Source organism: Thalassorhabdus alkalitolerans, assembly GCF_042656525.1.
In the GTDB taxonomy this organism is placed as follows: Bacteria; Bacillota; Bacilli; order Bacillales; family Marinococcaceae; genus Thalassorhabdus; species Thalassorhabdus alkalitolerans.
Window position 1 is genome coordinate 57,884 of sequence record NZ_JBHSOZ010000003.1, and the last position, 26,497, is coordinate 84,380.

The 26,497-nt window shown below is 39.8% G+C and carries 26 protein-coding genes and 1 pseudogene; 15 read left to right on the forward strand and 12 right to left on the reverse strand.

Annotated elements, in window-relative coordinates; genetic code table 11:
* Positions 1-424: 424 nt before the first annotated feature.
* The 3 genes and pseudogenes from ACFPU1_RS02900 to ACFPU1_RS02910 all read left to right on the forward strand — a co-directional run bounded on the left by ACFPU1_RS02900 (position 425) and on the right by ACFPU1_RS02910 (position 3,996).
* Positions 425-2,344 carry a DUF4084 domain-containing protein gene (locus ACFPU1_RS02900; RefSeq protein ID WP_385938401.1) on the forward strand — a complete coding sequence of 640 codons (1,920 nt, stop codon included), beginning with the start codon at positions 425-427 and terminating at the stop codon, positions 2,342-2,344.
* Between the two features lie 54 nt (positions 2,345-2,398).
* A pseudogene (locus ACFPU1_RS02905) lies at positions 2,399-3,102 on the forward strand (EAL domain-containing protein).
* Between the two features lie 225 nt (positions 3,103-3,327).
* On the forward strand, positions 3,328-3,996 hold the full coding sequence (locus ACFPU1_RS02910; protein ID WP_385938404.1) for a haloacid dehalogenase type II: 669 nt from the start codon (positions 3,328-3,330) through the stop codon (positions 3,994-3,996).
* A gap of 38 nt (positions 3,997-4,034) precedes the next feature.
* On the opposite strand, the gene ACFPU1_RS02915 is transcribed toward ACFPU1_RS02910, so the two are convergent.
* On the reverse strand, positions 4,035-4,664 hold the full coding sequence (locus tag ACFPU1_RS02915; RefSeq protein WP_385938407.1) for a hypothetical protein: 630 nt from the start codon (positions 4,662-4,664) through the stop codon (positions 4,035-4,037).
* A gap of 130 nt (positions 4,665-4,794) precedes the next feature.
* Entirely contained in the window at positions 4,795-5,214 is a 420-nt protein-coding gene (locus ACFPU1_RS02920; RefSeq protein ID WP_385938410.1) for a LysM peptidoglycan-binding domain-containing protein, read from the reverse strand.
* A 341-nt stretch (positions 5,215-5,555) separates the two neighbouring features.
* Here ACFPU1_RS02920 and ACFPU1_RS02925 point away from each other — a divergent pair, with 341 nt between their 5' ends.
* Entirely contained in the window at positions 5,556-5,861 is a 306-nt protein-coding gene (locus tag ACFPU1_RS02925) for a hypothetical protein (RefSeq protein WP_385938413.1), read from the forward strand.
* 91 nt (positions 5,862-5,952) lie between these two features.
* Here the strand turns inward: ACFPU1_RS02925 and ACFPU1_RS02930 are convergent, their stop codons facing one another.
* The gene (locus ACFPU1_RS02930) at positions 5,953-6,282 is read right to left on the reverse strand and encodes a hypothetical protein (protein ID WP_385938416.1); all 330 of its coding nucleotides are present in this window, start codon (positions 6,280-6,282) and stop codon (positions 5,953-5,955) included.
* A 200-nt stretch (positions 6,283-6,482) separates the two neighbouring features.
* Between ACFPU1_RS02930 and ACFPU1_RS02935 the strand changes: the two genes are divergently transcribed.
* Positions 6,483-7,679, forward strand: a complete 1,197-nt coding sequence (locus ACFPU1_RS02935; protein ID WP_385938419.1) for a class I SAM-dependent rRNA methyltransferase — start codon at positions 6,483-6,485, stop codon at positions 7,677-7,679.
* Positions 7,680-7,691: 12 nt separating this feature from the next.
* On the opposite strand, the gene ACFPU1_RS02940 is transcribed toward ACFPU1_RS02935, so the two are convergent.
* Positions 7,692-8,066, reverse strand: a complete 375-nt coding sequence (locus tag ACFPU1_RS02940) for a hypothetical protein (RefSeq protein WP_054635828.1) — start codon at positions 8,064-8,066, stop codon at positions 7,692-7,694.
* Positions 8,067-8,254: 188 nt separating this feature from the next.
* On the opposite strand from ACFPU1_RS02940, the gene ACFPU1_RS02945 reads away from it, so the two are divergent.
* The 3 genes from ACFPU1_RS02945 to ACFPU1_RS02955 all read left to right on the forward strand — a co-directional run bounded on the left by ACFPU1_RS02945 (position 8,255) and on the right by ACFPU1_RS02955 (position 10,640).
* Positions 8,255-9,160: a phosphatase PAP2 family protein gene (locus tag ACFPU1_RS02945; RefSeq protein WP_385938423.1), complete on the forward strand. Its 906-nt coding sequence runs from the start codon at positions 8,255-8,257 to the stop codon at positions 9,158-9,160.
* Positions 9,161-9,392: 232 nt separating this feature from the next.
* Positions 9,393-9,761 carry a DUF2512 family protein gene (locus tag ACFPU1_RS02950; protein WP_054635830.1) on the forward strand — a complete coding sequence of 123 codons (369 nt, stop codon included), beginning with the start codon at positions 9,393-9,395 and terminating at the stop codon, positions 9,759-9,761.
* 156 nt (positions 9,762-9,917) lie between these two features.
* Positions 9,918-10,640 (forward strand): endonuclease/exonuclease/phosphatase family protein, encoded by a 723-nt coding sequence (locus tag ACFPU1_RS02955; RefSeq protein WP_385938426.1) that lies wholly within the window; start codon positions 9,918-9,920, stop codon positions 10,638-10,640.
* Positions 10,641-10,687: 47 nt separating this feature from the next.
* On the opposite strand, the gene ACFPU1_RS02960 is transcribed toward ACFPU1_RS02955, so the two are convergent.
* The 5 genes from ACFPU1_RS02960 to ACFPU1_RS17085 form a co-directional block, all read right to left on the reverse strand.
* Positions 10,688-12,016, reverse strand: coding sequence for a DUF2254 domain-containing protein (locus ACFPU1_RS02960; protein WP_385938429.1), 1,329 nt, complete (start codon positions 12,014-12,016; stop codon positions 10,688-10,690).
* Between the two features lie 152 nt (positions 12,017-12,168).
* Entirely contained in the window at positions 12,169-15,156 is a 2,988-nt protein-coding gene (locus tag ACFPU1_RS02965; protein ID WP_385938432.1) for a PAS domain S-box protein, read from the reverse strand.
* Between the two features lie 141 nt (positions 15,157-15,297).
* Entirely contained in the window at positions 15,298-16,938 is a 1,641-nt protein-coding gene (locus ACFPU1_RS02970; RefSeq protein ID WP_385938435.1) for an alpha/beta hydrolase, read from the reverse strand.
* 254 nt (positions 16,939-17,192) lie between these two features.
* On the reverse strand, positions 17,193-17,945 hold the full coding sequence (locus ACFPU1_RS02975; protein WP_054635836.1) for a ParA family protein: 753 nt from the start codon (positions 17,943-17,945) through the stop codon (positions 17,193-17,195).
* 506 nt (positions 17,946-18,451) lie between these two features.
* Positions 18,452-18,589, reverse strand: a complete 138-nt coding sequence (locus ACFPU1_RS17085; RefSeq protein ID WP_198508899.1) for a YuzK family famiily protein — start codon at positions 18,587-18,589, stop codon at positions 18,452-18,454.
* A 353-nt stretch (positions 18,590-18,942) separates the two neighbouring features.
* Between ACFPU1_RS17085 and ACFPU1_RS02980 the strand changes: the two genes are divergently transcribed.
* The 4 genes from ACFPU1_RS02980 (at position 18,943) to ACFPU1_RS02995 (ending at position 21,299) form a co-directional block, all read left to right on the forward strand.
* The gene (locus ACFPU1_RS02980; RefSeq protein WP_157049784.1) at positions 18,943-19,131 is read left to right on the forward strand and encodes a hypothetical protein; all 189 of its coding nucleotides are present in this window, start codon (positions 18,943-18,945) and stop codon (positions 19,129-19,131) included.
* A 371-nt stretch (positions 19,132-19,502) separates the two neighbouring features.
* Positions 19,503-19,919, forward strand: coding sequence for an RrF2 family transcriptional regulator (locus ACFPU1_RS02985; RefSeq protein WP_054635837.1), 417 nt, complete (start codon positions 19,503-19,505; stop codon positions 19,917-19,919).
* Positions 19,920-20,179: 260 nt separating this feature from the next.
* Positions 20,180-20,509, forward strand: a complete 330-nt coding sequence (locus ACFPU1_RS02990; protein ID WP_385938440.1) for an IDEAL domain-containing protein — start codon at positions 20,180-20,182, stop codon at positions 20,507-20,509.
* A gap of 79 nt (positions 20,510-20,588) precedes the next feature.
* Complete coding sequence (locus tag ACFPU1_RS02995; RefSeq protein ID WP_385938443.1) at positions 20,589-21,299, forward strand: phosphoadenylyl-sulfate reductase; 711 nt, start codon at positions 20,589-20,591, stop codon at positions 21,297-21,299.
* Positions 21,300-21,354: 55 nt separating this feature from the next.
* On the opposite strand, the gene ACFPU1_RS03000 is transcribed toward ACFPU1_RS02995, so the two are convergent.
* Together ACFPU1_RS03000 and guaC are read right to left on the reverse strand one after the other, a co-directional pair.
* Complete coding sequence (locus ACFPU1_RS03000) at positions 21,355-21,717, reverse strand: protein YmzB (protein WP_385938446.1); 363 nt, start codon at positions 21,715-21,717, stop codon at positions 21,355-21,357.
* Positions 21,718-22,011: 294 nt separating this feature from the next.
* Positions 22,012-22,995: a GMP reductase gene (guaC, locus tag ACFPU1_RS03005; RefSeq protein ID WP_385938449.1), complete on the reverse strand. Its 984-nt coding sequence runs from the start codon at positions 22,993-22,995 to the stop codon at positions 22,012-22,014.
* 513 nt (positions 22,996-23,508) lie between these two features.
* Between guaC and ACFPU1_RS03010 the strand changes: the two genes are divergently transcribed.
* From ACFPU1_RS03010 to ACFPU1_RS03020, 3 genes are all read left to right on the forward strand, one after another.
* A complete protein-coding gene (locus ACFPU1_RS03010; protein WP_385938452.1) occupies positions 23,509-24,174 on the forward strand; it encodes a type 1 glutamine amidotransferase domain-containing protein in 666 nt (221 codons plus the stop codon).
* 99 nt (positions 24,175-24,273) lie between these two features.
* Positions 24,274-24,564 (forward strand): putative quinol monooxygenase, encoded by a 291-nt coding sequence (locus ACFPU1_RS03015; protein ID WP_385938455.1) that lies wholly within the window; start codon positions 24,274-24,276, stop codon positions 24,562-24,564.
* A gap of 193 nt (positions 24,565-24,757) precedes the next feature.
* The gene (locus ACFPU1_RS03020) at positions 24,758-25,687 is read left to right on the forward strand and encodes an alpha/beta hydrolase (protein ID WP_385938458.1); all 930 of its coding nucleotides are present in this window, start codon (positions 24,758-24,760) and stop codon (positions 25,685-25,687) included.
* A 61-nt stretch (positions 25,688-25,748) separates the two neighbouring features.
* On the opposite strand, the gene ACFPU1_RS03025 is transcribed toward ACFPU1_RS03020, so the two are convergent.
* Positions 25,749-26,309, reverse strand: coding sequence for a hypothetical protein (locus ACFPU1_RS03025; protein ID WP_385938461.1), 561 nt, complete (start codon positions 26,307-26,309; stop codon positions 25,749-25,751).
* Positions 26,310-26,497 lie beyond the last annotated feature (188 nt).

The window sequence follows — 26,497 nt, forward strand, 5'->3', positions numbered from 1 at the left end:
GTACTTTATTCATAAGAAAAGTATAGCAATCACAAAACAAAGGTTTTGTGATAGAAATCACTTTAAAAAGAAAAACAAAAAAAGAAAAGATGAGATCATGATAAAAAGGGAAAAGGGCAGACGCCAAGGGGGATTTAGCGCAGGAAGAGTTCAGGATGGCCGCAAGGTTTATAAGGCTAATCAGCTTCCGGCTTTCTATGCACGCCGTGCAAAATCACTTAACTGTACCAGGAGGGAAATACGCAGTTGCCACTGGATAGGCAGGAAAAACGATCAGAATAAAAACACGGCGTCCTTCAGGCTGCTGTGTTTTTTATTTTCAAAAATAATAGAAAATTTGCTTTACATTGTCATAACCATATATTGTATAATGGGAATAAAGACACAGTAATAATTACCTATAAAAGAAAGGGTGGGGGTGCCAATGATAAGATCTGCTCACGTCTTCCCTATCATTTTCATAGCAGTGTATATCATAACATACTACGTAGCGATACTTTTTTTGACTCCTGGTTCCCATTCATCCTTGCTCATCCAAAGTGTTTTTGCAATGGTTGGACCATTCCTTGCAGCACTAACAATATTTCATGCCTACACGAGAAGTGAACGCTGGATAAAACCCTTCTGGTTCTTTCTTGGAACCGGCACATTTATTTATTTTATTGGAGAGGTCTACTGGTTTTACGTGGAATCAGTTTTGCAAGAGGGCATCACTTTTCCCGGGCCAGCTGACTACTTTTATTTCCTGCAGGTCATTTGTTTTATAACCGCATTTGTTTATTTTTTGCTTCAAAAGAATAAAATTGTCCATAATGCTCGCTTTTTAATAGAGATGACGATTGTAATGATAACAGCCTTTACTTTTACCTATCATTTTATCATTAGAGATATTATTGCAACTCGAGAAAGCGGGGACCTTTTTCTTCTTATTTATATAGGCTATCCGGCAGCTGATTTGGCGATTTTGTTTGGAGTCCTTTTAGTGTATTTCCGTTCGAAGGATTCGTATTTCAGGATTTGTCTACATGTTTTAACAACAGGCATAGTCCTCTTTACACTTGCAGATGCTTTATTATTATATTTGATGGCTGCAGAAGCGTATATGACAGGAAGCCTGATTGATCCTTTGTTTACATTGGCTTTGTTCTTAATAGGGTATTCAGCTTATATGTACAGAACAGACAGGATGAAGGAGAGTGCAATCCATCAAGGGGTTCAAAGTCAATTTATTATAAGGGAAGTGATACTTCCATATGGAAGTACTGTCATACTTATTATTGTCTTTATCGCTTCAGACGGTTCAGAAGTAAACTCTCTTACCATAGGAATCAGCCTGGTCATATCTCTAATAATGCTAAGACAGGTTCTCGCTCTGTTAGGAAGCCGGAAACTTTTACATGAATTTAACAAGCAGAACAAACAGTTAGAAATCAGTACACAGAGGTACCGTTCCATCTTTGAAAATCATCCTGATCCAGTTTATTCTTTAAATCTATCAGGAGAAATAACGATGATAAATTCTTCCTTTTCCAGGCTGGCGGGTGAAAAGGAAGAATCTCTTCTTCTTAATCCTATTTTCATGTTTATAGAGGCCGCTTCAAAAGATGCTTTTTATATTCATTTTGAAAAAGCTGCTGGGGGCGCGTCACAAAATTTTGAGACGACGTTTCGAAATCAGGCTAATCAAGGGTATATCACAAGCTGTACCTTTATTCCTATTTTTGTTGAAGAAAAAGTAGTAGGTATTCACGGCATTATGAAAGATATAACAAACCTTAAAGAATCCGAAGAAAAAATGGCCCGCATGGCCTACCATGATCCTTTAACAGGTCTTCCCAATCGAATAAAGTTTGAGAAGGCAGTTGAGGAAGCGTTAAACCAAATTGAAAAGGAAAAAGCAATAATGGCTGTCCTGTACCTTGATTTAGACAGGTTTAAATGCATTAATGATAAATTGGGCCATGAAATAGGAGACATGCTGTTATGTGCAGCTGCTGAACGGATGCAAACCAGCATTCGTCCCCATGATATGGTTTCAAGGCAAGGGGGAGATGAGTTTACGATCCTGGTAACAGGCCTTAAAACAAAAGAAGATGCCTTCGCACTTGTGAATCGCATGATTTCAACGTTAAGCAAGAAATATACCATAAGGGGACACAATATCTTTTCCACACCAAGCATCGGGATTGCTTTCCCCAGGGAGGATGGGCATGAAACGGTAAAAATGCTAATTAAAAAAGCAGACTTTGCGATGTATGAAGCGAAGAAAAAGGGAAGAAACCAATATTCTGTTTACGATGAGGAGATTGGCATGCAAGACCGGGAGCTGGAAAAGCAGGGATGAGAAATAATGAATGCTTTGGAAAGCACAGAAACTATTCTTGAACATGTGCCTGTCATGAATTTACAGACGGACATGATAATTGGAATAGAGTTTACACCTGAATGGAGTCACTCTTCAAAAGGAGAAATTCCTGAACAATTTCTTTTTCAGGAGGACGTTGCCTCCCATGTGGTTGTTCCTTTCAGCCGCTGGATGTTGAGGGAAGTGTGCGCACTGGGAAAAGAACGCGAGGAACAAGGCTGCAGTAAAAAAAATATAGTGACGATCGAAAGCAAACATTTTAAGGAGAGTACATTTGTCGACGAAGTACAAGAAGCTTTTTTCAAACGGGTTTGAGTCCCTGGCTGTTAGAAATAAACCTGTCGCACACCACCGTAATGAAAGATCTAAAGGAAGCTGAGCTGAAGCTTTCAGCACTTCAAGCCCTGGGAGTTAATATTTTTATTACAGATTTTAAGCCGGGAACTACTTTTTTAACTCAACTATCAAACCTTCCAATCCAGGGCGTCAAAATACCCGATTTTATTATAGGAGGAATGGAAGAAAATAATCGCAACTTACTGATTATGGAAACGATTATCTTACATTGTCAAAGACTTCATTTAACAGTGAAGGCTGATGGGATTAAGACTGGCTATCAATACAAAAAAGTAAAAGAATTAAAATGTGGAATAGGACAGGGACCATACTTAAGCCCCTATTCATCCGAAGGGCTTTTGAAAAGCCGGAAAACTGTTGGAGAACACCTCCAAAGCTAAGCAAAACGATCATGTAAGATTTGAAAACAAAGATGACTTCATGTGAAAACGAACCAGTCCTTTCACAGGTATCGTGATATGTAAGCAAGCAAACAAAAAACAAAGAAAACCTTCTTATGGAGTGATGGTCACATCCAATAGAAGGTTTTTATCGGGAAAGACTCGAACATTGTAAAAGGTAATTTCTGAACGCGAGGAAAAGAAACAGCATGGAGGGAGAGTAATATGGTTCAAGCGATTGTTTTTGACGCATACGGAACTCTTTTTGATGTACACTCAGTGGAAAAGAAGGCAGAGCAATTATTTCCGGGAAACGGAAGGGAGATAAGTGAAAGATGGAGGCAAAAGCAAATTGAATACACGTTTTTACGTCAGCTTATGGGTATCTATGAGCCGTTTTCAAAAGTCACTACAGATAGCTTGCGATATACGTGTAAAGAATTAGAGCTTGAGTTAGGTGAAAGTGACGAGCAGGCATTACGCAATGAATATCTGAATCTAGACGTCTTTCAGGAAGCCAAAGGGGTGCTCGAAGGGCTGAATGATTATCAGCGTGTGATTTTTTCCAATGGCTCCCGGGATATGATTGAACCTCTTGTAAGCCAATCTGTGATCTCTTCTCTTATTCACAAAATTATCAGTGTAAATGATTATAAACAATATAAACCTGTGCCCGCATCTTACCAGTCAGTTCTCAGGAACTTGAATGTAAAAAGAGATGAAGTATTATTTGTCTCTGCAAATGGCTGGGATATCATTGGAGCGTCCGCCTTTGGATTTCGTACAGCCTGGGTGAACCGGAAGCACTTGCCCCTTGAAGAGCTTGACGTAAGACCTGATATAGAAAGCGCTGATTTGTCAGGGGTTTTAAGGCTGTTAAATCATACTGACTGATTGGTGTTATGATGCCGGGATAATGCTCGCCGACCCTTCTATAAGCGAGATCCAAGTCTTTGAGTCAGCGCAGGAAACCATGAAAAACAAAGAAAAAAGAAAGCATCAATCATATAGATGATTCTCCAGACATAACTGAAAATATTAAATGAGTAATGGGGATAGAACCCGAGGTGAGGCTGGCTCAACCATCCAGTATAGAAAGACCATTCCCAGGCCGGTAAAGAGCTGTTTGTCATAGGAAGCAATAATAAATGGAGAGAAAGAAATACAGCTGTGTGGAGGTAAAACAGTTGCTGCCGTTTTCTTTCGGGCTGAAATTTCAGAGAAAATGGCAGATAAGTCTTCCAGGATGTATCTCTGTTTTCAAACTTCTGCTTCATGTACCTATCAATGCGTGAAATGTATGATTTTCCAAAGGTGGCCGCATAAAAAATAAAAAGGATCATGAGTACCTGGGTAAAGGAAACTTCTTGATTTATATAGTAATCGACTCCTACTAAATAAAGTTGAAAAGAAGTTAACGCAAGAATACTGACAATCGAGACATGAGTAAGAAACCTCGATGAAAGGAAATAGCGGCTGAAAAATAATGACAGGGCAGCTCCCCATGTCAGGACTTCGGCCGCTAGGAACAGCAGCCATCCATATTCATAAAAAAAATTCATAACAGCCCCCCTTCCATTACCTCAATGTATGTCCAAAAGGGGCAAGTTATGTTTTGTGTGTCAGGGTGTAAAGGGGCGCTCAAACAAAAAAGAGGACGTCCTCAAGTATTTGGGGACCTCCTCTTATCATTTACTGAATAGTTAATTCCTGGCCGGGGAAAATTACGTCACTTTCTATATCGTTGTTAGTTTGCAGGGCGTGTACTGTCGTGCCTTCTGACTGGGCAATGTTATAAAGGGTATCACCGCTTTCGACAACATATACCGCAGAATCTGGTTCAGCGGAAGGTTCCTGGGCCTCAGCATCTTCTATTGGTTCCGGAGGAAGGAGAATATCCTCTCCAGCAATAATATAAGTAGATGTTCCCATAGAGTTTTTATTTTGGATTTGCTCGACCGTCACTCCGTATTGCTGGGCTAACGAATAGAGCGTGTCTCCGGGCTTCACTTCATAAGGTTCACTGCAGGCGCAGGCATCGGAAGCGTTAGCGGATGAAACAAAGAACAACAATGCAAAGAAAGAAGCTGCTGCCAGTTTAATTGATTTCATTACGTATTCCTCCTTTTTTCTGGATACAGCTCCTTTCCCGGTTTTTTTGTTTTTAAAAGCACTGAGAGGAAAAATAAACCAAAGGTAGTGCTTGCTTATAGCTTTTAAAAGAGGTATTGCCTAGGAGAGGTTCTCATTTAAAAAATTTCACTTACCGTAATAAAAAATTATTTTAAAAAAGAATCATTAAACAAAAAGGACGAGATCATCTTACATCCAAAAAATAACTGCGAAAATTCTTGTGTTATTTTGTCAAACGAATAATGTTATATTCTGTTTTAATCAGGGAATAAGAGAGCTACCAAGAAGAATATTTTGAAAAATAGGAAGGAGTTATTATTATGTCTGTACTATTATTCAAAAATAAAAACGTGATCGTGGAAGGTAAGGTCATTGAGCACACGGTGCCCTATAGAGAAAAGTTTTATCAGCTCCAGCTTGGCGGAGGAGCGATTTATGGAAAAGGAAAATTAGTACCGGGAACTGTGGAACTTGAATTTGTCTCTGGAATTGAAATAAATCATAATGATCAGTGCGAACTTATAATCGAAGATAGAAAAGTAAACCTTCGGATCAAAAAAATTTCGGCTTTAGTGTTAGATAACGGAGATATTGAATACAAGGTAGAGGGTACTTACATGAATTAAAGAATCCAAAGCAACGTATTGAAAATAGTGCAGGCGTAATGCCATAATAAGCCCTTGATTCCTTAAAAGAAACAAGGGCTTTTCAGCATGGCTACGACTCTATGCCAACAAGTACATACTCTTTCTGCTGGTTTAGCTGCTCTTTTGCAAACCTGAGTAACTGGCTCCGTTTTTCACTGGCTGGAAGCTCGTTAAGGAACAGACAGATTATGTCTGGAGTGACAATAGCAGCCCAACCTCCCCAATCAACTTGTCTTCCTACGAACTCATTATTTTTTATTTTTTCCAAAAGGAGTCTAAATGCTTTGTGGCCTTCTGGAAACCATGGGCTTATCTTCTTAGGAATATTGCCGCTCCAATTTCCACCTTCATATGAGAAACTGCTATCATCTAATGTACCGATATAAATATCTAGTAACATAAGTGGTCCCCTCCTTATGCTTCCTGCCTCTTTAAGTATTCTAAAACATTGCCTTTCTCCATTAACTAGTCGCACGCTTTTGTTTGAGTGTGAAAAAAAGGGAATGTAACGAAGTGGAAGTGATCACAGAAGTTATATTATAATGAAACCCGAGCTTAGAACTTACCTATACATAAAACTCTACGTTAGGATGATATAACATGGCAGAGGAAATTACCCTTACCATCGAGAATCAGCAGGCAGGAAAAATGAAAGGCGGTTATCCTTTGATAACAAAGGAAGCCATTGTTAATATACAAGACCTTAAGGAAGAGGGTTCCTTGATCCGCCTTGTAGATGAGAGAGGAAGCTTTATTGGAAGAGGCTATTATGGACGCCAAAATAAAGGGTATGGCTGGGTGCTTACTCGAAAAGAAAAGGAATTCATTGATTTTAATTTTTTTGAAAAAAAGATCAGCTCAGCTCTAAACCAAAGAGCCATATTCTTTGATAAAGATGATACAACAGCTTTCCGCGTGTTTAACGGGGAAGGTGACGGGATTGGCGGGCTGACAATTGATTATTATGATGGGTATTACGTAATAAGCTGGTACAGTGAAGGAATATATCAATTTAAAAGTATAATCCTCCATGCTCTTGAGAAGCTTGTAGAATATACAGGTATTTATGAAAAGAAACGGTTCAATACAGAAGGAAAATACATTGAAGATGATGATTTTATAAAAGGGGAGCGGGGCGAGTTTCCTCTTGTAGTAAAGGAAAACGGAGTCAGCTTCGCCGTTTATTTAAATGAAGGACCAATGACCGGGATATTTCTTGACCAAAAGGAAGTGAGAAAAAAGATTCGAGACAAGTATGCATCGGGCAAAACCGTATTAAATACGTTTTCATATACGGGCGCATTTTCCGTTTACGCAGCTCTTGGGGGAGCAGAAAAGACAACCAGTGTGGACCTTGCTAACCGCAGCCTGCCTAAAACAATAGAGCAGTTCAGTGTAAATGGCATCGATCATGAAGCGCATGACATTAAAGTGATGGACGTATTTAATTATTTTAAATACGCGGTAAAAAAACAATTGAAGTTTGGTATGGTTATCCTTGATCCCCCAAGCTTTGCCCGCTCAAAAAAGAATCGTTTCAGCGCAGCGAAAGATTACAAAAATCTGGTCAAAGATGCGGTAGCTATTACAGAAACAAATGGCGTTATTGTAGCTTCAACTAATTACAGCGGCTTTGGAATGGAAAAGTTCAAAGGATTTATTGAAAAAGCATTCAAAGAAATGGGCAGAAAATTTAAACTAGAAGAGGAATTTTCATTGCCTTCAGACTTCAAAACAACAGCGGACTTTAAGGAAGGTAACTACTTAAAAGTGGTCTTCATTAGAGTAACAAAATAATTAATTACAGGATTATTCTACAAGATACCCGGACTTTTGTTCTTCAGGAAGAATATATGGGCTTGAAGGATGTTCGTTAAGGTATTTGGAAACAATAAAGGTTTTCTTCGTTTCCTGGCCCGCTTGTACAAAAGTCATTCGATAAGGATTTACAAATTGAAAGTCGAAGAATTCTAAACGATCTATTTTAACAGAACTGTAGGGGCCAAGGGAGCCGAACTCAAAAATTAAGTTGTCGGAGCTTGTTTTGAAATCATCATCATATTGGCCTCCTATAGATCTGTTAGCTTGATCGATAAGATGTTCCGTGTTATTCACAAGATAGACGTCGTAGGCGTTGTCATAGCTTTCCACCAATGCCAAATAAATATTTGGGATTTCATTCATGCTTCTCACCCCTTCGTATGAAGATTACAATTCAATTATACCCCCAATGACAAACTTTGCCAATAAACTTCAAATAATATTCAAAATTATTTTATTTCTTATAAATTGTAATTTATTCTAACAGGTACAAGGAAATAGTGCTTTTGTGCAGAAAGTATTTACTTGTAATTTACATAAAGGAGCAGAAGATGAATCAAATTGACATTTTAGAAGCATTTACAGAGTGGCAAAACCCCATACTTACTTTCTTTGCAACGATTTTCACCTTTTTAGGAAATGAAGAATTCTATTTTATTATCCTTCCGTTTGTTTATTGGTGTATATCCAAACCAATAGGCTTTCGGCTTTTTTATGTTTTTTTAGTATCAATCTTTATCAATGCCTTTTTAAAGATTCAATTTGCTGTTCAAAGGCCGATCGGGATCGAAGGAATCAACTCTCTGTTTGTTTCTTCAGCAGAAGTGGGGAGCCATTACCCATACGATTCATTTCCAAGCGGCCATGCGCAAGGATCAATGACCCTTTGGGGATATTTAGCTTTAATTATAAGAAACAAGTGGTTCTCGTTATTTGCAGTTCTCCTTATATTAAGTATTTCTCTTTCTCGTTTATATGCTGGAGTACATTGGCCAACAGATGTATTAACTGGAATAGGGATTGGGCTTGCAGTCATTCTGGCCGGGTATTTTCTTCAAGAGAAGATTGCCAGCCTGCCAGCAGGTGTGCATTGGGGATTGGTTATCGCTTTTCCATTTCTGCTGACTGCGATATTCCCCCATTCAGAGGGATTAAAATACGCAGGGTTCCTCTTAGGAGCGGGGATTGGATATTTACTCGAAAAACAGCATGTCCAAATGAAAATTCCGCAAAACTGGCTCAAAAAAAGTATTGCATTTGGTGTTGGCTTTGTTGGTATCATTGCCTTTCAATCGGGGGTGAAAATAATCTTTCCAGAAACAGCTACTTATGATTTTATAAGATACGGGCTTATTGGCTTATGGGGACTCCTTGGCGCCCCTTATGTATTTGTAAAGCTTGGTCTTTATCCAAAAGGAGGACATTCAACTCAGAATGAAAAAACGTTATCGGCATAAAAAGTAACATAATTCAAAGTGAGAGGTCCCGTGTATTTAAAAAGGCGGGTCCTCTGTTTTTTTGGTGCTTTTAACGGCAGGGTCATCACAGCATAAGAGGAATGGAAACTTTCTTTAAGGACACCTTTTACATGTGTTTTCAGTTATGGAAAATACTACATGGGGAAATTCATTGTGAAAAAAAACTTTTTGTAAAGACTATGGGTGGAGATGAAAAAAGGAGGAATTTCTCTTGAAGCATGTTGTTGCACTTATTATCAAAGTATTAATGGTTGCTGTTGTTTTATTAATTGTTATGACGGGCATTTATGGATACCCAGCTGGAGCTACATTTGGCTTAAGCCTTATCATTGCAGGACTCAGCTACTTAGTTGGTGACTTAGGAATTCTTCGCGTTTCTAATAATACTGTCGCAACCATTGGGGATATAGCTTTGGCCGCTGTAGCGATTTGGCTGATCGGGCCGTTAGTGTATGGTACTGGCGTTCCTTTCACCGTTGCTGTTATTTCATCTGTTGTCATCGCTGTAGGAGAGTGGTTCTATCATAAATTTATCGCGGAAGGTGTTCTTCCGGACAGAGAGCCTACTCCGCAGTCATAAGTACGAGCAGAAAGCAAAAAGCCGGTTTCTTAAACGAAGCCGGCGTTATTTAATTTTAAGGAATAAGTCAGCCATCGACTGAGCAATCTATATGCTTGCTCTTTTGTTGTAATCCACAAAGTTCTACATTCATTATGTGGTCAGAGAGGAGATAAGATGGAAGTAAAGGTAATGACCTATAACATTCACCATGGCAAGGGCATGGATAGAAAAGTAGATATTAACAGAATTGCAGATGTCATCGCTCAAAGTAACATAGATATTGTTGGTCTTAATGAGGTAGACAAACACTTTTCCAGGCGCAGCAATCATATGGACCAAATTAGCATATTAGCTGAAAAATTAAACATGTATGAGGCTTTTAGTGCCTCTATTACACTAAAATCTAAAAAAAGCACTTCACTGCGGCAATATGGAAATGCAATCTTATCCCGCTTTCCGATCCTTTCTAAAAAAACATACCAATTTGATTTTGTCCCCGGCTTACTTGAAGGCAGGTCACTCATGCAGACATCAATCCAAGTAAACAGCAAGGTCGTTTATTTTAACATAACACACCTTAGTCTGAATCCATTTCTTCATCGCATGCAGACTAAGTTTATAATGAATCAGCTCACTGAGAACCCACCTTCCATAATAATGGGAGATTTTAATATGAGACCAGAATCAGAAGGATGGAGAAAGATAACAAGAAAGGGACAGGATGTTTGGCATTTTGCCGGGAATGGAAAAGGGCATACATACCCTTCTTTACAACCAAGGTTGAGATTAGATTATATATTTACCAGTAATAATATAGAGGTTACCGAAGCAGAAGTAGTGACCACTCACCCAAAAGCATCAGATCATTTGCCTTTAAAAGCCTGCCTGCATATTTAATGCCAAACTTCCACAGTGTGTTCGTTGTAAATAAAAGGAAAACCCTTTTACACAAAGGGTTTGTAGTCTTTTGAAAACCCTGCAGCTTGGGCTAGCTTATGGAGCTTTTTATTAATAAATTGTTTGTCTAAGGAAAGCATAGCCTGATGATCTACTCCTTCAATAATGTATTGCGTAAACTCCCATACATTCTTCTTTATTGAAGAATGATTGCTTTCAGCTATTAAAGTTAACGCACCGAGAAGGGAAGAAAGAACAGAGATATCATTCGTTCCGTATTGGCGAATCTGGTAAAAGGACTTATATAAATAATCCAGAAAAGATGGTTTATCATATACCACTCGCAAATTGTTTTCTTTGTCGTTGTGGTAGGCATGAGGGAGGTGCTTCTTGCCCAGCTTTGACAGGATTTTACCTAGATTATCAATGCCATTTATGGCGGTATTGGGGTCATTTACACCCGGGGAAAGAGCCCGCAGGGCAATCTCAACCAGTTTGGTCAGTCCAAACTCGATGTTATCATAAGCAATTTTACGTATGCCTATGGAGATGTATTTTTGATAGGCACCATGAATTTCATGTGGCTCTAAAGTATAGATAGAAAGTATGGGGGTGTCCTGGTCTACATATTCTCCGACTTTGCGTAATACTTTTACAATTGTATCATCTTTTTCTGCTTGCTTAACTAAGCCGAGTATGTCCACATCCTGGATATATCCCGCTTGATTTCCAGTTAGGGAGATTGGATCTAGATGGGTGAGTTCACCGCTTTCCCAGTCTTGCCACGGTGAATCCTCAGTGAATTCCTTTAAACTGCTTAGGTCATGTTCGATTTTCTCCATTGTTTCCAGAGTGATGGTATGAATTAAATTACTGACCTGAATCCAGCTGCTTACATGGTGCACAAAAAATATAAATACAACTAAACATACAATAGCAAAGACGACAGCGATAGCCGGGGAAATATAGCCGGCCTCTGATCCAGGTTCATGAAGAAGAAGCAAAAGAAGGATGGTATAAATAAAGCCTCCTGAAAATACGCCAAGTACACGCTGAGTATTACGGTCAGTGATAAAATTATGCAGAGCACGAGGCGAGAATTCAGATAAGTACGTGGTCAAGACGACAAGAATGGTAGAAAAGGTAATGGTCGTCATGGTAAGCAACGAAGCAGAAATAGAGCTTAGAATGGTTTCTGCCCGATCAAGATCCGAAAACAATAAGTCAGGAAGAAACTGATTTATCATGTCAAACCGGTAAAGGTTCACATCAATCTGTAAGCTGACGTATGCAAAAAGGCATGCAAACAAACCATACACCAAAGGAAGGTACCAAAACCGTGACCGAAGCCAATGGATAAAATGGTGTAAAGACATTGGAGGCTCCTCCTTTGTACGTTTTACCCCTAGGTTGTGCGACGGAAGGAAGGATTATCCATAATTATTGGAAGAAAAAGAAGAAAACCCCCCCTGCCAGGGAGGTTTTTCTTCTGAAAATAACATTTGCCAGGGTAAAGTTTCTTTCTTGATCATTCCTCTTGCAAAGGGAGTTTGATCGTGACAGTGGTGCCTTGTCCTTCCACACTGTTTATGTCAATTCGGCCATCGTGGTCTTCGAGGATCTTAAAACAGACCATTAACCCAAGGCCTGTGCCTTTTTCTTTGTTGGAAAAGAAGGGTTCTCCAAGTCTTTGTATTCTTTCAGGAGGTATGCCGACACCTTCATCGGTAATTCCTATTTCCAAACATGAATCAGTAATCTGGGTATTTACAGACAAAATCCCGCCTGTTGGCATCGCTTCCATTGCGTTTTTGATGATATTTAAAAATACCTGTTTCATTTGGTTTTGATCACAGTTTATCAGAACATTTTCAGCATGAAAGCTTGTCTGTATATTAATATTATTTAATAGCGCCTGGGCCTCAATGATAGAAAGAATATTTCTCAGTACGGTGATAATGTTTTCTTGTTTGAAGTTGACTGCCTGCGGCTTAGCCAATGTAAGAAACTCATTAATAATCATTTCGATTCTGCTTAATTCTGAAAGCATTAACTCTGTATATTCTTTTTCAATTTTGTCCTCGAATAATTGAGTGAAGCCTTTAATTGAAGTAAGAGGGTTGCGTACCTCATGGGCCACAGCTGCTGCTAGCTGGCCTATAACTGACAGTTTTTCTGATCTGCGCAGGAGCTCCTCTGTTTTCTTTCGGTCGCGAATATCTCTTGAAATAGCTGAAATGCCGGATATGTTGCCGTGTTTATCTCTGATAGGGGAATAAGTTATACTGACTTCAAATAACTCTCTATTCTTTGTTTTTCTCTTTGTTTCATAGTCGACTACTTTCTCGCCTTTTTTCACTCGTTCAAGGAGCGCATTCGTTTCCTCTCGCAATTCTTCGGGAATTAAATTCGTTTGAAGAATGTTAGAATCATCTGGTGAGTAACCATAGAGAGAGTAAAAGGCAGGGTTTGCTTTCAGCAGTTCTCCGTTTAGCTTAATAATAAGAATGGCATCAGCGCTGTTATTAAAAACAGCTTCAAGAAGTTCTTTAGTTTCTTTTAATTCCCCCTCCATTTCCTTGCGAACAGAGATGTCTCGTCCTATAGTGACCATATACTTTTTCTCGTTGTTATCACTAAATTGGGGAGCTTTTACAATTTCATAGGTTCGTGGCTCGCCATCAGAATGGACCATCTGTTGTTCATATTGAATAAATTCTCCTTTTTCCCAGGCTTCTTTATCTTTTTTCTCCCATTCCGTCTTCTCTACTTGAGAGAGACATTCTGTATTTAACATGCCTCGAGAACCTGTTTGCGTATAGCTGAGCAATTGCTTTGCCGATTCATTTAATTCAATGAGCCTTCCGTCTTTATCCTGGAAAATTACAAATTCAGGCATTGAATTCAGCAGAGCTCTTAGCTCCTCTTCACTTTCTTTTAAGCGCTCCTGTGCAAGTTTTTTATCTGTAATATCGTTTACTATGCAATAAACCCCCATAGTTTTTCCGTCAAGGATAACAGGGATATTCGTAATAAGGAGATAAACGGGATGCCCATTTTTGTCAAGACCAACTGTTTCATAGGAAACAGCCTCGCCATTAACGGCTCTTTGAAAATACCAGTCTGTACTTTCGATATAATCTGGATGAATATATTGCTGGTAGTTTCCGTTATATTCTGCTGCTTTATGAAAAGAAAGCAATTTTTCCAGTGGGCCATTGGTCGAGGTAATCTTCCCCTCCAAGTCTAAAAGAGCAACAGGGTTAGCATTATAATGAAAGAGAGACTTATAATGCTGTTCGCTTTCTTCGAGCTTTTTTTCAGCGATTTTTTGCTCAGTAATATCCCTGCTTATCACAATGAATCGATATATATCACTGTGGTTATTTCCTTTTAGGACGGGCTTGGCATTGCAGGCTACGGTGATGTATGTTCCGTCCTGCTTCCTGAATCGCACCTCTAGATAGCCTTCTTGCTTTGATTCATGTAAGCAGCTGATTTTTTCCTCAACTTCTGAACGATCGTCTGGATGAATATAATCAAGTACATTTTTTTGTTCTAATTCATTTCCAGAATACCCTGTAATGGGCAAGTGGGAAGGAGACGCATAAATAATGCAGCCCTCTTTGTTGAGAACGGTAATAGCGTCTCCGGCATAATGAGCAATCATTTCATATTCCTGTTTTTCTACCTGTTCCCATTTCTCTTTCATTTTTGTATGCCTGATCGCAAGAGCAATTAGACAGCTGCAGACATTTAACAGTTTTATATCGTGCTCCGTTGGTGCTGAAGGAGCATCATGGTACATTGTAAATATGCCCACGATGTTTCCGTCTACGATTATGGGTTCGCACCAAATTGAACGTATATCGTATGAAGAAAGAAAGTGGTAATAATTTCTCAACTTTTCATTTTCCGAAAGGTCATAAACAAAAGAAGATCTATTAGCATGTACAGTTTCTCCATGGAGGCCGTCTTCTTTTGTGAGCCTTCGTCCATTAAGCCTTGGATACAAGCATTCTGTAAGAGTAGGGGAGATAACATCTGCTGCTTTATTTTTGTCTTCTAAAAGGACTAGAGAGTAGTGGGGGCTCATCCAAAGCTCTCGTTTCACCACATCAGACAGGGCTGTAAGAATGTCAAGGAGAGAACCTCCATCTAATATTCTATTTGTCATCGTTTCTTTAATATCAAAAAGTTTTTCAAATGTCGTCAGAGAATGGTTCCATTGAAAAAGGAGGTGCTGTTCATCCAGTACCGTCATATCAGCTGTTTTGAGGCTGCCATTAACCATGATTTCCACTTTCTCAGCAGCTTGTTTTGACATAAAAGCTTTAGGCGATAATGTGTACTCTTTAACAATGCTTTCATAAGCAGCAGGTAAATATTGATAGAGACTGCTGCCGGTTACATCTTCTGCAACCTTTTTCCCTGCATCATTTATAAAAACAATTTTCCCATCTGAATTTGTAATCATAAGAGGAATTTGTATTTTATTAAAAAGATCCTGAAACATGAGTATATTCTAACTCCTTTGTACACCAATTACTCGTACAACAGCTTTTTTCCAGCTTATAAGAAAGGAGAAAGCAAGCTGTCGCGCCTATTTCTAGAGTAACAGATTCCATAAGAGCGTGGTATAACTTCCACCAGTTTTTTACTGAAATTGATATAGAAACCTTTCCATATAATAAAGAAACGTCTGATTATAGTAGCCAGGAAAATAGGAAACGCAGGCATGCCCCCCAAAAGGAGCCAACAAAAGTACTGATTGTAAATTGTATTGTTTGTAAGTCTGGTCAAAAGCCTGGGCAACAAATGGAGGTACCAGACCATCGTGTGTTCCTTGGAAAACAAGTGCCGGTGGACTTTTTTCAGAGATAAGCCGAGCCGGATCTGTCAGTTCCTTTGTTCCTTCTATCTCTAAATAAGGGGCTAACCCATTTGCAGGGTAGACAGAAATAATCCCTTTCACATGAAGTGATGGATTAATAAATTCATGCACTCCATTAGCGCCAAGTCCTGCAGCATTGGCTAATTGCCCGCCGGCAGAAGCTCCTGAAACAAAGACAGAATTCAAATTAGCACCATATTCCTGGTGGTGCTCAGCCAGGTAGTCTGTAAAAATCCCAATATGGCGGACCATATCATCTATGGAAAAACCGGCCACAATGTTTTCGGGCACCCGGGAAAAGGAAAAGAGTTTCTCTTCGTGGCTGAGACCGTATTGAACATCAAAAACAACAAAGCCCTGGCTTGCAAAATATTTATTTACCTGGGGATTATTAGAAGAACCTTTATCTCCGGCTGTCCACCCGCCGCCATGAATCCTGATCAGTACAGACTGTTTACCAGGAAGGTTTGATTTCCCTTCTGGAGGAAGATAGGCATCAAATTGCAGCTTGATACCTTTGTCAGGACCGGTTGTCCCTTCATAATAAGGGATGTTTTCGATCACACGGTATTCCCCAGATCGTTTTCCAAAAAAATAGTCAGGAAGGGAAAAAGGTATGTTCATCATCGTTTGAGGTTTTGCTTCTAAAGAAGTTAAAGGCTCAGAGGTTATTCCAAAGTTTTGTGTATAGGTGCCCTCTGCATCAACCAGCCAGAAGGGGGTCACGGCCAGCGGGATCAAAAAGACGGATGCAGACCAAACCCCGCCAATGAGTACTGATTTATAGAAAAAAGAGCTTTTTCTGTTTCTGTGCATTTTTAAGAGGAGGCCTGTTAAAGCAAGATAGATAAGGCTGAAAAATACGGCATACTGGGGAAATGTCATTTCGATAATTCCTGCACTTTTCCCGATAATTAAATGAACCGAAGCGTATACACCAATGAAAATGGTGATGGTCAGCAGTACTGTTATCCCTTTTACAGTCAGGCTGTCTGGTATTGCCTTTTCAGAATTTGATGAACGCTTATGTAATTTCATGAAATTTACTATTAAACCTAGAAAGAGAAGAGAAAAGAGCAATACAACTGTAAGCGTGCTTCGAGACGACAAATGGCTAATATTTATTGAAGCGGCCCGGTTTAAGAGAGGAATGGCCACAAAGAATCCGGCGGTTGCCAGTAAATAAAGATAATCGATCCATGAATGGGGGCTTGGCGTAATTGCTGCGACTATATTGCCCAGCAAAGTTAACAGAAGAAGGACCCCAAGGGCATTCCACCAGGTATGAAGGGGAGCTGTTGCTAGATATACAGTGCAAAGAAGCAGAGTGAGGATATTGGCACAAAGCAGAAGGATATAGAGCCTTTTATGAAGGTTGTCTGCAGATCTACACAATTGGACCATAACAGCCTCTCCTTGTCAAAATTCAGTTGCCAAATAAGTTCTCACTATTAAGATGCACAGCATAGGGAAAATTACACTTTAAAATTTGGACTATCTTATTTGGCATCCTAGTGTAATAGTTATTTTAAGTTAACTATTCTTATCTGAGTAATCAGGTTAATGATGTAAAAAACGGCTGTTGAGAAGAGCTTCTCAACAGCCTGAATCAGCAAGGCTGGATTCATCAGGCAGGAGAAATCCAAACGGAAGATGCTTCACTCTGCCTTTTTTAATTCCTCTAAAAGTTCCTGGTATACAGAAAGGTGTTCAGGCTTTTGCGAGAGGGACCCGGAAGTTTTCGGGGTGTTGGCCACAAATGTTTCAAACATAGGAATACTTTCAGTTACACAATAGCGCCTTGTTTCCTGCATAATCTGCTGGTGAAGGGTGGTTTCAAAATTTACTTTGACGGCAAATACACCTGCAATTTCAAGAGAAGGATGATATCTCTTGCTAAAGTCTTTGATTGTTTTAATCACCCGCTGTAAAGATCGCAGCGAGGATGAATCGGGCGCGTATGGGATGAGTACCTGATCAGCGAACTGGATAGCGTTCCCTGACAGCAAGGAAAAGTTTGAAGGCGTGTCCAGTAATATGTAATCATAGGTTTCCCGCAGCTTGGTGCACTTTTCCTTTATTAAATTAAAGGGGGCAGGGTACTTTTCTGGATTGCCTATGACTTCAATATCCACTCCAATTAAATCATCGTTTGCAGGCAAGAGATCAATATAGCGATGAACAGCAGCTGTGATTTTTGAAGGATCAACGTCTTTCATAATTACCTCATAAAGGCTTGTTAAAAAATTATCAATTGTGCTGACAAAAGAAAGGGAGACATCTGCTTCATAATTGGTGTCTATGATTAAAACCTTTTTTCCTTCCTTGGCTAAGTTTCTGGCTAAACTGATAACTGTTGTAGTTTTTAAACTTTCACTCTGATTATTATATATACAAATTACTTTCCCCATATCGATGTTCCTTTCTTTCATATAGTAAGACTAACAATAACACGTCGTTAGCAAGAATCCTGCGCCCGATATAATAGATATTCTGTAAAATCTTCCTCTTGCCTTTTTAGTCAATAGAAAAATAGTAAGTAAGGTAAGAGTAAACTATTTCCCTAGTCCCTGCTACCCTAATCGTATGAGAATTAAAAAAGAATATAAATAAAACTAAAGATTCAAATTGCCAGCTTCTATTTTAAGCACAGTCCCCTAAAGGAAAGAAATGCGGCCAGCTCGAAACACGTTACGTAAAACATGAGGGAGACATATCCATCAATCGATGTGAATGGTTTGGCACAGGATTAGAGCTGTGGGATCGGAAGTAGTATTTACCAGAGAAGGAAAACGGGTGAATACATCCGGTAACTCGAGTAACCGGGAGACAGTAAACTAGGATAGGGGGCTCGCTCAGACTTGAAATAGAAAAAGAACCGGCTTTCTGCCGGTTCTTTTGTCTTTATTTTATGTTTTTACTGAAACTCAGCCGCAATCTCACAGCCTTTTTTGTAGTTTTCTTCTCGTGAGGCTTCAACGATCATTCGTTTATCCAGGCATCTGTCATATTCCGCGTACCCAAACCCGTGGGATTGGTACATCGCTTTTTCCATTTCAGTTGTGTGATTGGAGCTTATCCTATGGATGTCCGATCAACCCTTTCAAAATGTTTTTTTGACAGTAATAATCGTAGCACGAAGGGTAATAGTAAAACAAAAGCGATATACTGTTAAATTTTCTGACAAATCACTCTATATCTTATTTGTTATGTTTGGTATGTTTTCTTCCTAATAAAACGAATAAATGCTCCTTATTCCTCTGCTTTTTGTTTCTCTCTCAAAATTTGTTAGGAATATAACAAACAAAGTGGCAGATAGTTGAAAAAGCTAAAAAGTTATGAGAAGGAAGATGGGGTAAGAATAAGATTTATATGTTTAACGAAAATTAAAACGGGAAATCAATAAAATTGGATAACAAAGAATTATTTCATCTTACGATCGTCCATCACTGTGAGGAGGAATTTCAATTGTTGCTTGCCAAAAAGCTTTTATCCGTTTACTACAAGCCTAAGGAAATGGGTCTTTTAAAGTGTTACCGCAAATGGGGGTATCAGCCTTTTAAAGTGATCGATGGATATAAATATGAAAAAAGATAATAAATTTTCCCTTTAAAAAGCAGCCAAAGGGTGCTTTTTTTGTTTGAGAACACAAATTGCAACTGATTACGAAGGGGTAAAGGGCAGCAAATTATTTTTTCTGGGATCTGTGTAAGACCTTTTCTGCTTTTCATTTAGGGAATAGGCGTCAGGACAGCTTTATTAAATAAAGATCTGAAAAAACAATTGCCATAAACGCAGCCTGTTTCAAACAAATAACGGGCATCCTTCTTAGCAACACAATCGTGTAATGAAAAAGTGGTAAAATCATTGACATTCATAACTGTAATATATATTATTACATTTAGAGGTCAACAAAAATGTTGATGGCTCACTTCCCATTTAATGAATGTTTGCAGGAGGCCATGGAAATGAACAGTAATTTTACACTAGCCGTACACAGCCTTACGCTTCTTGCCTTGAAACCAGACCGAATGTCTACAAGCGAGGCGATTGCAGAAAGTGCGTGCGTGCACCCAGTACGGATAAGGAAAGTGTTAAGTTTACTGCGAAAGCATGAGTTTATTACTTCCAAGGAAGGTACTGGCGGTGGATTTATTTTTGCCCTTGATCCTGGTCAGATAACACTGTGGGATATTTACCAAGTTACCTCTGAAGGAGCTTTGCAGCCTAAGTGTCCCGATTCCAATGAGGACTGTATTGTTGGGGCGAACATGAAAAATGTCCTGCTGCATATATTTTTAGGAGCAGAAGAGCACCTTGGTGAGTATTTAAAAGATTATACAATCAGAGAAGTTGTTAACTTTATCCATATCAAACAAAAGTAATTGACAAGGGAAATAAATGTATTAAGATAATAAACTTCGAGGAAGCGCAACGCTTTCTTTTCAGTTTTTAAATGTAACAAAAATGATTACAGTTATTGAAGACCATAGAGAACGAAATATACGTTAGCAATTTGTGAAAAACGGAAATACAATATATAAATAGTGAGGGTAACGGCCGACGTGTCAATGAATAAGAGCCGCTGATGGAATCAGAATGGACTGATTCAGATCGGACAAATACCACAGGAAGGTGAATGCTATTGTTTACAGTAAGTAAAGCATTTGTTGAAGAAAGCAGCTGGGTTACAGGAAAGACACCTAATGGAGAGCTGATCATAGGGTATATTGACAAGATTGACCCGGCAAAGGACATTGTAAGAGTCGCTGTAGTCAACTCTGATAATGATGATATAGTGGGAGATACAATTGAAATGCTTCACCACTGGGTCGAAACAATTCCGAGCTCATTTGAAAAAAGCAAAACACAGCTTGAATTTCTTATAGATCTGGCTTTAGAAACGAAAGATGAAGAATGGTTCTTAGAGCTTTCTGCAGAATGGAAGAAAAAAGACCAAAAGGAATTATTATAAGGAAAAATGTTATCTTTCATCAGTGGCTTGCAAATCCTTACAACCAGACAGGTGCTGAACGATAAACGGAGGTGAGGGTTTGATTTTAGATTACCCGACAACCACACAAGAAGAAGTGGAAAAAGTTAATGAGGAATTAGACGGCAGGAATGCATTGGACATTGTGAAATGGGGATATGAAACGTACGGTGACGATCTGGTGTACGCATGCAGCCTTGGAGCCGAGGGGATGGTCCTCCTTGATCTTATCAATCGAGTGAAACCGGGAGCAAGAGTAGTCTTTCTTGATACCGACTTTCACTTTAAGCAGACTTACGATCTACTGAAAAAAGTGAGAGAACATTTTCCGGATCTTTCGATAGAGTCCATTAAGCCTGAGCTTTCCGTAAAGGAGCAGTCTGAACAGTACGGGGATAAACTCTGGGAAACAGCTCCTGATAAATGCTGCGCTTTGCGAAAGCTGGAACCATTGGAAAAAGAGTTGTCCAAGCATAAAGCCTGGATGTCCGGCTTGCGGCGGGAACAGTCTCCCACCCGAAAAAATACTCAATTTGTTAACATCGACAATCGTTTTCAATCCATAAAAATTGCTCCTCTGATCCATTGGACCTGGGATGAGGTCTGGGAGCATATTAAAGAAAATAACCTTCCTTACAACATTCTTCATGACCAGAACTTTCCAAGCATCGGCTGCTTTCATTGTACGTCAGCTGTACTTGATGGGCAGGATTCAAGAAGCGGAAGATGGAGCGGCAGCGGTAAAACAGAATGTGGACTTCATAAGGAATAAGTAAAGAAGCGATCCTCTTTAGAGAGATCGCTCTTTTTGACAGGGAAAGTGAGAATTATCTGCTTTGGGCAAAGATGGTATAAATTACGTCTTCTGTCTCCACCTTGACTCCGTTGCTGTCTTTTTCGGTTTTTATCTCTCCACCTAATGGAATCTCGTATACATCACTAGGGAGATCTGTTGGTCCATCATCAGTTTGAACTGTACCGGATCCATGAAGAATGATTTCTTTAGATGGAATGTAATCATCAATGGACGCTTTATTGTTTTTGACGTCTACAGAATCTAACGTAAACCGCACATTATCTGTATTCATCACTTCATCTTTCCCAGTTTCCAGTTCTTCTTTTTTGATAAAAAGGACATTTCCTTTTTGGGATTCAAGCCATTGTGATACTTGATCTATTTGCTGATCCAATTCATAAGCCTCCTTTAGTGAAATTTTCCATTCCTTTATCTTTACCCCAATATGACCATTTCATTCCTGAAACGCCAGATCAGGAAAAGGTAAATGTCGGCTGGAAATGAGTGGCTCTTACTACCTTACCCTCAGGCTTTCATTATTTAAACAGAAACGAAGCCAAACGGGGGAAATTCGGTAAAAAAAGAGAGCACAAGGCTCCAAAATGGAGCCCGTGCTCGTTAAAAGTGAAAATTAGATATATATCGTAAGCTAATGTATCTCCTAAAAAGGGAGATATTAACGTAGCTATTAAAATACTTTGTCACCATTAAAGATAGAATTCTTTACAATTACATAGTCCACAGTACGAATTGATTCCAGCTTATTTCCTCCGGCATAGGAGATTGCTGATTGAAGATCCTGCTCCATTTCAGTTAATGTATCATGCAGAGATCCTTTATGCTCAACGTACATTTTCTTGCCTTCCACGTTTCTTTTTTCCCCTTTTTGGTACTCTGAAGCTGAACCAAAATATTCTTTGTAAAGCTTTCCGTCTTTTTCAACTGTTTCCCCAGGAGATTCTTCATGGCCAGCAAATAGAGAACCGATCATAACCATTGTTGCACCGAAGCGTACAGATTTAGCAATATCACCATGAGTCCGAATCCCGCCATCGGCAATGATTGGCTTGCTTGCAGCTTTAGCACACCAGCGAAGGGCTGCCAGCTGCCAGCCGCCTGTTCCAAACCCTGTTTTAATTTTGGTTATACATACTTTTCCTGGGCCAATCCCCACTTTTGTCGCATCTGCACCGGCGTGCTCTAATTCTCTTACTGCTTCCGGTGTACCGACATTTCCAGCAATGACAAAGCTCTCAGGGAGGTGCTTTTTAATGTGCTGAATCATATTGATGACAGAGTTTGAATGGCCATGAGCAATATCTATGGTGATGAACTCAGGAGAAAGTTCTTCCGCTTTTAGCTGTTCAATGAAAGAGTACTCTTCCTCCTGGACTCCAACACTAATTGAGGCAATTAATCCATTTTCTTTCATATCTTTAATAAAATCTATCCGAGTTTCTGGTTCGAAACGATGCATTACATAAAAGTAATCGTTTTCAGCTAGGAACCTGGCAATCTTTTCGTCTATGATTGTCTGCATGTTTGCTGGTACAACAGGCAGCTTAAAGCTATGCCCGCCTAGAGTAACGGTTGTATCACATTCAGAACGGCTGTTAACTACACATTTTGCAGGAATTAATTGAATGTCTTCATAATCAAATACATTGTCCATAATTTACACTCCTAAAAACGAATGATGTAGAGTAAGGGACTTTTAATTGTTCGTCCCTTAGGTAATTTACCTCATTTCACGAAAGATGTCAAAGCCTTTTTGAAAGATTGTTAGGATTTAACCTTACGTTAACCAGTAAATAGAGCTTAAAAGTTTTATTTCCCTAGAAAAAACAGATGCAACATGGTGCCAGGCACCGCTGTCTGGATGTAACAGAAATCGAGATGATCCCGTGATGTAGTGGGGGAGTTATGTTACAGAGAATTATGGTGCCAGGCACCGCTGCTGGATGTAACAGAAATCCAGAAGATCCTGTGATGTAATGGGGAAGTTATGTTACAGAGGACTGTGGTGCCAGGCACCATAATAAAGGCACCTTAGAATAATCTTCTTCCTTGGGTGTAAACTAACCCCGTCTAACTGTTAAATATAAGCATATTATTTGTCGGTTCTTTTCCCAAGGTCGTAAAATTAGGGTGCAACGTTAAAAAACACGTAGGAGGGTCTATTCACATGGCTAATAAACGAGTATTAATGGTAGTAACAAATCATACAACGATCTCAGACGATCACAAAACCGGCCTTTGGTTAGAGGAGTTTGCTGTGCCGTATAATGTCTTTAAGGAAAAAGGTTACGAGGTCAAGGTAACCAGCATTAAAGGCGGAGAGGTGCCTCTTGACCCAAACAGTATTCCTGAAGAGAAAAATGAAAAATGGCATGAGGCTGAAGAGGAATTAAAGAACACTGCAAAATTAAGCAGTGACGATGCCAATGGCTTTGACGCTGTTTTCCTTCCTGGAGGACATGGAACAATGTTTGACTTCCCGGATAATGAAACCCTGCAGCAGGTTCTTCAGGAATTTGCTGAAGAAGATAAAGTGATTGGCTCTGTATGCCACGGACCAGCTGGTTTGGTGAATGTCACGTATAAGGATGGCACCCCGCTGGTTAAAGGGAAAAAAGTGAATGCTTTTACAGATGAGGAAGAAAGAGACATGAAGCTGGAAAAAGAAATGCCATTTTTACTTGAATCAAAGCTCCGTGAAAAAGGAGGAGAATTTGTTTCAGGGGAAAGCTGGAAGGATTTCTCTGTCCGCGATGGAAACCTGGTGACAGGACAAAACCCTATGTCCAGTGAAAGTGCCGCCCATAAAGTGGTAGAAGCCATAGAAAGTTAAGAGCAGGAAGCGTATAATAACCATGTGAAGGGAACTCCGAATATAAGGGAGTTTCCTTTTTTATAAGCAATAGCAAATAAAAAAACGAGGAGGTAAATGATGTATATCGTCCATGTATCCATGAAAGTGAAAGAAGATGCAGTCAACAATTTTATTGAGGTGGTAGAAGACAACCGAAAGCACAGTATCCAGGAAGAAGGAATTGTTCAGTTTGATGTATTTCAAGAAAAGGAGGAACCATCCCGCTTTTTAATTATTGAAGTCTATAAAACACCTGAAGACCAGGCAAAGCACCGTGAAACAGAACATTTTGCACGGTTTAAAGAAAGAGTTCCTGAATTGCTTGAAGAGCCTTATACAATTACTACATATAATAATGTATTTGCGTAAGGGCAGCGAGGAGCCACAGACAGTTACATCACTTTGTTATACCAGGCTGAATTTCTTTGCCTGGTATTTTTTTATTTCTTGTTCTAGGAGAAGGGGGTGAACATATATTTTTCTCAGGGTGAAAGAGACCTGAAGGAGATGTGATAGATATAAGTAAAAAGGAGATAACACACATTGAGGGGAGGAATGAAGGATGGCACTGGATCCACAGTCTAAAGATCTTTTAGAACAGATAAAGGCAGCTGGCAGACCGCCGACACATGCTTTAACACCTGCGGAGGCAAGGGCAGAGACTGATTTCTCAAGTTTCTCCGGGGAGCCAGAGCATGTAGGGAAGGTAGAAAACAAATTGATACCAGGCCCTGAAGGGCAGATACCCATACGTATCTACACTCCAGTAGGGGAGGGACCTTTTCCGACCTTAGTTTACTTTCACGGTGGGGGGTGGGTAGCAGGGGATCTCGATGGAGTAGACGTGTCATGCCGTTTACTTACTAATCGCGCTCATTGCATAGTCATATCCGTAGACTACAGGCTTGCTCCTGAGCATAAATACCCTGCAGCCGTGGAAGATGCCTACGCAGCTGTAAAATGGACAGCTGAGCAAGGGCCCACTATACAAGCTGACCCGGAATGGATAGCTGTAGGCGGGGACAGTGCCGGCGGGAATCTTGCTGCCGTTGTATCTTTAATGGCAAGGGACAAACAAGAAGTGTCTTTGAAGTTTCAAATGCTAATTTCTCCTGTAACCCATCACGCCTATACTACAAAGTCCTATGAAGAAAACGGTGACGGATACCTTTTGACAAAAGACACGATGAAATGGTGCTGGGATCATTACTTAAACAGCCCAGAAGAAGGAAGGGAGCCATATGCTTCCCCTTTGCTTGCAGAAGATCTAACGGGGCTGCCTCCAGCCTTAGTTGTTACTGCCGGATATGATCCCCTTCGCGATGAGGGGAGAGCGTATGCTGAGCGTCTGAAGCACGCCGGTGTCTATGTGGAAGAGGCTCATTATGACGAGCTGATGCATGGCTTCTTTTGGATGCCAGGGGTTATAGATCAGGGAAAGAAAAGTATTGAGAAGGCAGCTGTTTCTTTGAAACAGGCTTTTAACAAGTAGCTGCCTGCAATCCAATAATAAGGGACACTTCCTCTTGTAAAAAAGTGTCCCTTTCTTTCGTTTATGGATGATGGCCTGGAGCGATTAATGCATCAAAGTAGCTGTCATCTTCAGGCTCGCCTTCTAAAATGAGAATAAAGGTACCGGCCTCCTCTTCCCTGAAGGGGTCGTAGTCTTCCAACTTCTCAAAGGAATCTGCCACCAAATCACTTTGGTAAACAAGGACTTTTCTGAAATAATCAGGCTCTTCATAAGCATCTACTTTCACTGCATCCTCAGGAATCATACCGCTAAGTTCCTCAAGCACTTCACTTTCCGTTCTTCTTGGTTCATCAGTCATTTCAAATTGGGCGGTGACTGAATTTGCTAGGCCTTCCAGAAAAGAAACGAGAATGTAATCATCCTGGTAACTGGTCAGCGTATCACCCTCCTGTGTGGGCTCCCCGTAATTCTCATCAAACACTTCTTTTCCATCACCGATGCTCCCTGTTTCGCTCACTTGAAAGGAGCTGGTTTCCTCACTTTCCCTTTCTTCTGCTGCCGTTTCTTCAGAACTGCTGTCCCCGCACGCTGTTAACAGGACTAAGGCAGACAGTCCAAAGGTTAGCCATTTCTTTTCCATCATGCGTCCCCCTGCTTTCAATTTATGTAACGAATATTATAGTAGCATAATTATTATTAGAAAATATAACAAGCCGTTTCAAAGTGATCAACGTGGAAAAAGAGGAGGGTGAGCATATTTCTTGTTTCAAAATACAGTGGTGTTAAAATAAAAACTTAAATATCTTCTATACATTGAAAGGATGAGTA